The organism is Polaromonas sp. (genome assembly GCF_012927415.1).
Lineage (GTDB): Bacteria > Pseudomonadota > Gammaproteobacteria > Burkholderiales > Burkholderiaceae_C > Polaromonas.
The window spans coordinates 1-6,752 of the sequence record NZ_JABBPF010000138.1 but is presented as its reverse complement, the minus strand read 5'-3'; the positions used below and the strand labels follow the sequence as shown (position 1 = coordinate 6,752).

Genomic DNA, 6,752 nt, shown 5'->3' with positions numbered 1-6,752 from the left:
CGTAACTGCTGGACCAACGCGCAAAATGACGCATGAACCGCGGCAAGAACGCCGGGCCTCGCGTTGCCCCCGCCCGCAAGACCGCGCCAACCCGCGTGGGCCGCAGCAACCACGCCCCCTTCTGGCGTGGTCAGCAGCACCGGCAGGCAGTCCGCCACCATGATGGTGCAGGCCAGTTTGTGCTGCGCCGTGACGCAGGCATCGGCCGGCTGCCCATCGGCGGTGTCCGGCGCCAGTGTCAGCACCTCGCCGCCATGGACCTGGCTGAGAAAGACCGCGCGCGCGCTGCTCGCACGCTGCAGCAGCGCGCGATTGGCCGCGACGCGCGCCGGCTCGTCACCCACATGATCGCCGAGGTTCATGCTGTCATGCGGCGGCAGCGACACGCCGCCGGCACGGGTCGTGAAAACAGCCCGCACGCCGCGCGGTGCGGGCCACTCCGGGATTAGCCAGCCGGCAGCAAGGGACTGGGGCATATTCAGGCTTCGCTGTCGGGGCAGGCCGAAGGCTGGGCCTTCTGAAAGGCCGGCAGCGCCATGCAAGCCTGAAAAGCGGCCATGGTGCGCGGCAAGCCGTCAAGATTCACATTGAAGCGCTGGGCGTTGAAGATTTGCGGCACCAGGCAACAGTCCGCCAGTGTCGGGGTGGCGCCGTAGCAATAGCGGGATGCGGGCAATGGGCCGAGCTGGCGCTCAAACGCCTGCAGTCCCTCCCGGCACCAGTGGCGATACCAGATGTTTTTGGCGTCTTCCTCTACCCTGAGCTCCCTGACCAGGTACTTCAGCACGCGCAAGTTGTTGAGCGGGTGAATCTCGCAGGAAATCGACTGCGCCAGCGCGCGCACCCTGGCACGGCCCAGCGCGTCGGCAGGGAGCAGCGCGGGCACGGGATGCGTTTCGTCGAGATATTCGATGATCGCCATGGACTGCGACAGTCGTTCGCCGTCCACCTCCAGCAGCGGCACCTGCCTATCGGCTGAAAGCGCGGCATACGGCTCTTTCTTGTGGTCACCCCGGGCAATATGCACTGCAATGTACTCGTAGGGCAAAGCCTTCAGTTCAAGCGCAATTCGCACCCGGAAAGACGCAGAAGAGCGAAAGTAGTTATGCAGTTTCATGACCGAAAGCATAAACTTAAACGGGATTTTGAGGCGCAGAACGCCATCGCCCGACGGCCCCGCCGATCGCCTGCGCGACGCCCCGCTGCGCCGTGCGACGCTACCATCTGGCGCTGAATTCAACCTGTTATTTCACGAAAGACACCTCATGAGCACCCCTGCCCCGATTGCCGGACTCGTCAACCACCAGATTCGCCTGGCCAGCCGCCCTGTCGGACTGCCCACGCGCGCCAATTGGAACTTCACCACCGAAGCGGTGGCGGAACCCGGTCCGGGCGACGTGCTGATCAAGACCTTGTACCTTTCGCTCGACCCGGCCAGGCGAGGCTGGATTAACGAAGGCAAAAGCTATATCCCGCCGGTGGAGATCGGCGCGGTCATGCGCGCCGGCGGCGTGGGCCAGGTGGTCGCTTCGCAAAACCCGGCATTTGCCGTCGGCGACTATGTCAATGCCGGGCTCGACGTGCAGGAATACTGCCTGGTCCCGCAGGATCAGATCAAGCGCAGCGGCATGTTCAAGATCGATCCGCGGCTCGGCCTGACCTCCTGGCTCAACGTGCTGGGCATGCCAGGCATGACCGGCTACTTTGGCCTGCTTGACGTCGGCCAACCCAAGGCCGGCGAAACCGTGGTGGTGTCGGGCGCGGCAGGCGCCGTCGGCCAGACCGTGGGCCAGATCGCCAAGCTCAAGGGTTGCCGCGTGGTTGGCATCGCGGGCGGCAAGGCCAAGTGCGACTGGGTCGTCAACGAACTGGGCTTCGACGCCTGCATCGACTACAAGTCCGGTGACATCAAGGCCGGCCTGAAAGAGCACTGCCCCAAGGGCGTGGACATTTATTTTGACAATGTCGGCGGCGAGATTCTTGATCTCGTCCTGACGAAAATTACGCGCGGCGCTCGCATCATCATCTGCGGCGCCATCAGCCAGTACAACAACACCACGCCGGTCAAGGGGCCCGCCAATTACCTATCGCTGCTGGTGAACCGCGCCCGCATGGAAGGCATCGTGGTTTTCGATTACGCCGACCGCTACCCGGTGGCAGTGGCTGAAATGGCCGGCTATCTGAAAGCCGGCACCATGAAAAGCAGGGAAGACGTGGTGGTTGGCCTGAACACCTTTCCCGAGACCCTGCTCAAGCTCTTCAATGGCGAGAACTTCGGCAAGCTGGTGCTGCAAGTCGCTGCACCCTGAAGTTTTTAGCCGCCGGCCCTGCACGTTTGAATACTATTAAATTCATAGCGTTATATGACCGTATTCATTGGACAAGAGGCCATATTGGCAACAATTTTATGAAAATTATCCTTGGCGGCGGCATGGAAGGTGATGCCGCCGGGTGTGGCGGCATCACGAGCGCGACTGGCCCTGTGAAGGCGCCAGAATGCCGTGCATCGGATGGCGCTAAACTGGGCGCCGGCGATTGTCGAAAAACCCGCCAGGCAGGCCTCTACCGCTTCGATCGTTTCTACCGCCTTTGATGCCCGGAACGCTTGGCCCGCCTGTAGCACTTACGGCCAGGCTGCTGGATCGGGCTGACCGCCGCGCTCGAAGCCAAGACGCCAGACCTGCCATCTACCCCACTGAAAACAGGAATTTTCATGATTCTCGAACTCGCCGATATCCGCATCCAGCCTGGCCAGCAGGCCGCTTTTGACGAGGCCATCCAGCGCGGCGTCAGTACCGTGATTTCCAAAGCCAAGGGATTCCAGGGCTTCCAGGTCAACAAAGGCATCGAAAGCCCCGAGCGTTACATCCTGCAAATTTTCTGGGAGACGCTGGAAAACCATACCGTCGATTTTCGGCAGTCCCCGGCTTTTGCCGACTGGCGCGCGATTGTCGGGCCGTTTTTTGCAGGCCCGGTAACGGTCGAGCACTTCGAGCTGCTGACCAAGTCGGACTGAGCCAGCCCCGACACAAAAAAAGAGGCTTTTCAGCCTCTTTTTTGCAGTTTTTGGCTTTCAACGTGCGCTTCCCGTCCCGGCTGCTGTTGCTGTTGCTGCCTGGCGGTCGCCTCGTGTCCGACCACCCGCTTGCCCATCAGCACGCCAGACTCCGGGGGCCCGGTGCTGCCCAGCGCGCCTAAATGCGCTACTAAGCCCGGCTCAACGCACGCGTCATCCGCCGCGCCAGCTGTGCGCCTTCAGGCGTGATCCGGAGTAATTTGCGGCGCCTGTCTGCCGGATCGGCGGCCAAAAATGTTCAAATAAAACCTGCAAAACTCCGGAATCACCTCATGAAGACATTTGCAGTGCGCGCCCACCACGCCCTACGCGCTACATTTTTAATAGCTGCCTGTGCCCTTCCTGCATGGACCTGCGCACAAAACAACTTGAAACCAGCAAAAGACTGGCCGAGCCGCCCGATACGCATCCTGGTGGGCTTTCCCGGTGGCTCCACACCCGACATGGCAGCCCGTACGCTGGCCGAGCCGCTGGCCAGGGCGCTGGGCCAGCCCGTCATCATTGAAAACAGGACGGGTGCATCCGGCAACATTGCCGCCGACCAGGTCGCCAAGGCCAGCGATGACCATACCCTGGGCGTCCTCATCAATGGCAACCTGACTTCGGCGGGGCAGCTTTACCCCGGCCTGCCCTACCAGCCCGGCAAGGACTTTGCGCCCATCTCGCTGTTGACCACGGCGCCGCTGATGCTGGTCGCGCCCGCCAGCCTGCCCGGCGGAGCGGAATTTTTCGCCGCAGCCCGCCAGGCCGGCGGCCAGTGGAATTACGGCTCGGTCGGCAATGGCTCGGTAGCCCACCTGGGCATGGAACTGCTCAAGAGCCGGGTCCCCGGCCTTGCGCCGGTGCACATTCCGTATCCGGGCAATCCGCAAGTGGTGACAGCCATGATGGGCGGCCAGATACAGATGGCACTGATTCCGCCGGGCCTGGCCATGCCGCATATCCGGTCGGGCAAGCTCAGGGCGATTGGCTTGTCGGGTGGGCGCAGCGCGCTCGCACCCGACGTGCCGCCGCTGGCCGACGCTGGCGTACAAAACTTCAATCTCGAAGTGTGGACCGCGCTGGTCGGCCCGGTCGGCCTTTCCAGAGCGGCCCAAACACGGCTGGCACAGGAAGTGCCGCGCATTATTCGCGACGCCGAAATCAGGCAAAAACTGTTTTCACAGGGATGGCAGGCTGTCGGCACCTCGTCGGACGGTCTCAGAAGCCGGATCAAGGAAGAAACCGCCGTGTTGGGCACTATCATCCAGACGCGCGGCATCAAGATCGAATAAGTGCTGTGCCTGTCCCCCGGCACCCCGCGCCCTGCCTTTGGGCGCAAACTTGCGCTGTCCAGTTTTTTAAACCGCCCGGTGCATCAGGCCCCGGTTCATACCTCAAGAGGAAAGCCTGCGATGAGTTTTGTATTTACACCGCCCGCCATAGTTTCCGTACCTGTTGTCGGCTCCAGCGAACGGTTTGCAGTCCACCGCATTTACTGCGTCGGCCGAAACTATGAAGATCATGCCAAGGAGATGGGCTTCACGGGCCGTGAAGCCCCTTTTTTCTTTCTGAAGCCGGCAGACGCCATCGTGGCGGTTGAAGCCGGCAGCACCGGCAGCATTCCCTACCCCAGCCTGACCAAGAACCTCCACCATGAAATAGAGCTGGTCGTGGCAATTGGCACGGGCGGCAAAAACATCAAGGCGGCTGACGCACAAAAGCATATTTATGGCTACGCCGTAGGCCTTGACATGACGCGCCGCGACCTGCAGGGCGAGATGAAAAAGCAGGGGCGTCCCTGGTGCATTGGCAAGGGCTATGACCACTCCGCCCCGATTGGCCCCATCACACCCGCAGCGCAGGCTGGCGATGTCGGCAAGGCAGAGATTTACCTGCAGGTGGCCGGGCAAGACCGTCAGCGCAGCAATGTCTCCAAACTGATCTGGAATATTGCCGAAACCATCGAACACCTGTCGGCCGCCTGGGAACTGCAGCCGGGCGACCTGATTTACACCGGCACCCCCGAAGGCGTTGCAGCGGTGGTCGCCGGCGACACCATGATGGGCGGCATCAGCGGCCTGGGCGAGTTGAGCGTCAAGGTCGTGTAACTCACGGGGCAGGTGTCAACAGCCCTATTCCGTGAGCCGCAGGCAAGGCTTTAGTCCCGCTGCGTCCCGGCACCTGCCGAAAACCCGATTTTTCAGCCATTTCGCGCTTTGGTCCTTTATTAATGGTTATTCGTAGCTATGCTTTTGATAGCGTGTCGGCTCCACGGCAGCCGTCGCGCACGCGATGCTCAGGCGCCAAAACCGCTACACTCTTTTGATGCATCGTCCCCCCCTGAAACACTGCCGCTCCTGCGGCACCGCCGTGATCTATCGCCTGCCTGATGACGGCGACACCCGGCAGCGCGCAGTCTGTCCCGCCTGCCACACCGTCAATTACGAAAACCCGCTCAACGTCGTCGGCACCGTGCCGGTCTGGGGCACGGAAGGCGAACAGGTGCTGCTGTGCAAACGCAATATCGAGCCGCGCCGGGGCAAGTGGACGCTGCCGGCCGGCTTCATGGAGATGGACGAAACCACGGCCGAAGGCGCAGCCCGCGAAACCGACGAGGAAGCTGGCGCGCAGTTTGAAATGCAAGGCCTGTTTTCCGTCATGAACGTCGTGCGCGTGGGCCAGGTCCATCTGTATTACCGCGCCCGACTGCTCAGCACCGAGTTCAAACCGGGTTACGAAACCATGGAAGCCAGGCTGTTCACCGAGGCGGAAATCCCTTGGGACGAGCTCGCCTTCAAGACGGTGAAAGAAACGCTTGAGTACTACTTTGCCGACCGCCGCAAGGGCAGCTTTGGCATGCATGTGGCCGATATTGCCTGAGCTTTGCTGCAACGCGTCAATGTAAGCAGGTGCTGCCTGCACCTCAGGCGTGGCTTAAAATTTCGGATCGCTCACCTTGCTCCCCGCAGGGCTCAAGCCCCGGCTGGCCACCCCGACCATCCGCCACCCAACCCCTTACGACATGTTCAAATCCGCAACTTTTTTCCGTATCGCCAGCGACTTCACCCTGCCACCCCTCGAAGCGCTTGAAGATGCGCTGCAGTCAGCCCAATTCACGCCCTGTGGAGCCACGCAGGCCGAGTCCATTGGCTGGGTGCCGCCGCGTGGCAACAAAAGCACGGTGCTGGTGGAGTCGGTTGGCGGCAGCGTCATCCTGCGCCTTTGCATCGAACGCCGGCCATTGCCCGCGTCGGCCTTGAAAGACGCGGTCGAGCAGCGCGTCGAAAAATACAAGCAGGAAACCGGCCGCGAACGCGTCAGCGCCAAAATCAAGAAGGAGTTCAAGGAAGAAGCCGTGCTCGACCTGCTGCCGCGCGCCTTCACCAAACGCTCATCCACCACGCTGTGGGTTGACCCGGTCAACAAGTTTCTGGTGGTTGACTCCGGCAGCCTGGCCGGTGCCGACAAGGTGGTGAGCAACCTGATTGAAGCGATCAGCGAAGTGCCCGGCTCGCGCCCTGGCATCATGGCCAAACCGGTGCAAACCACGATGGCAGCCGGTACTGCGATGGCACACTGGCTGTCAAGCAGGGAAGCGCCAGTCAGTTTCACGGTTGACCGAGACTGCGAACTGAAGATGCCCGATGACCAGAAATCGACCGTCCGCTATTCCCGCCACACGCTGGAAATCGAT

At 61.7% G+C, this 6,752-nt stretch carries 9 protein-coding genes; 7 read left to right on the top strand and 2 right to left on the bottom strand.

Going from position 1 to position 6,752, the window contains the following annotated elements; all coding sequences use genetic code 11:
- Both HHJ19_RS12245 and maiA read right to left on the bottom strand, forming a co-directional pair.
- Window positions 1–476, bottom strand: a 476-nt coding sequence (locus HHJ19_RS12245; RefSeq protein ID WP_296907732.1) for a laccase domain-containing protein, incomplete at its 3' end; no start/stop codon positions are given.
- 2 nt (window positions 477–478) lie between these two features.
- Entirely contained in the window at window positions 479–1,117 is a 639-nt protein-coding gene (gene maiA / locus HHJ19_RS12240; protein WP_296907729.1) for a maleylacetoacetate isomerase, read from the bottom strand.
- Window positions 1,118–1,265: 148 nt separating this feature from the next.
- Between maiA and HHJ19_RS12235 the strand changes: the two genes are divergently transcribed.
- From HHJ19_RS12235 to HHJ19_RS12205, 7 genes are all read left to right on the top strand, one after another.
- Complete coding sequence (locus HHJ19_RS12235; RefSeq protein ID WP_296907727.1) at window positions 1,266–2,309, top strand: NADP-dependent oxidoreductase; 1,044 nt, start codon at window positions 1,266–1,268, stop codon at window positions 2,307–2,309.
- A gap of 26 nt (window positions 2,310–2,335) precedes the next feature.
- Window positions 2,336–2,593 carry a hypothetical protein gene (locus HHJ19_RS12230; protein WP_296907725.1) on the top strand — a complete coding sequence of 86 codons (258 nt, stop codon included), beginning with the start codon at window positions 2,336–2,338 and terminating at the stop codon, window positions 2,591–2,593.
- A gap of 120 nt (window positions 2,594–2,713) precedes the next feature.
- Complete coding sequence (locus HHJ19_RS12225) at window positions 2,714–3,016, top strand: antibiotic biosynthesis monooxygenase (protein ID WP_296907724.1); 303 nt, start codon at window positions 2,714–2,716, stop codon at window positions 3,014–3,016.
- A 332-nt stretch (window positions 3,017–3,348) separates the two neighbouring features.
- Entirely contained in the window at window positions 3,349–4,350 is a 1,002-nt protein-coding gene (locus HHJ19_RS12220) for a tripartite tricarboxylate transporter substrate-binding protein (RefSeq protein WP_296907722.1), read from the top strand.
- A 120-nt stretch (window positions 4,351–4,470) separates the two neighbouring features.
- Window positions 4,471–5,166 carry a fumarylacetoacetate hydrolase family protein gene (locus HHJ19_RS12215; protein WP_296907720.1) on the top strand — a complete coding sequence of 232 codons (696 nt, stop codon included), beginning with the start codon at window positions 4,471–4,473 and terminating at the stop codon, window positions 5,164–5,166.
- Window positions 5,167–5,383: 217 nt separating this feature from the next.
- A complete protein-coding gene (locus HHJ19_RS12210; RefSeq protein WP_296907718.1) occupies window positions 5,384–5,938 on the top strand; it encodes an NUDIX hydrolase in 555 nt (184 codons plus the stop codon).
- A gap of 142 nt (window positions 5,939–6,080) precedes the next feature.
- Window positions 6,081–6,752, top strand: a 672-nt coding sequence (locus tag HHJ19_RS12205) for a recombination-associated protein RdgC (protein WP_296907717.1), incomplete at its 3' end; no start/stop codon positions are given.